The organism is Halomonas sp. SIMBA_159, assembly GCF_046536035.1.
Classification (GTDB): domain Bacteria; phylum Pseudomonadota; class Gammaproteobacteria; order Pseudomonadales; family Halomonadaceae; genus Vreelandella; species Vreelandella venusta_A.
Genome location: NZ_JAWJBT010000600.1, coordinates 1 through 271, shown reverse-complemented (window position 1 = coordinate 271; position 271 = coordinate 1). Strand labels below are relative to the sequence as shown.

Annotated in this window: 1 protein-coding gene; it reads right to left on the bottom strand. The window is 66.1% G+C overall.

Annotated features, from left to right (window positions below; all coding sequences use genetic code 11):
* Window positions 1-271 (bottom strand): iron chelate uptake ABC transporter family permease subunit (locus R0J87_RS20620; protein WP_498888584.1); only part of this gene is annotated, 271 nt, incomplete at both ends.

Genomic DNA, 271 nt, shown 5'->3' with positions numbered 1-271 from the left:
GCCCGATTCCCGCGCCGGCGATCGCGTTCAACGCCACCCCAGCCAAAAGCATGATCGAGACGTCCGTGCGTCCGTCCTGATAGGCGATGCGATAGACCAGAAAGGTCGCGAAGAGGCCGCCGAGGAACGCGGAGACCGGCAAGATATAGGGCGTCCAGCCGGTTGGTATGCTCGGCAGCAGAAGGCCGCCGGCGACGATCGTCGTGGCCGCCGCAAGCGCGGCGCCGGTCGAAACACCGATCAAACCGGGATCGGCCAGCGGGTTTCGGAA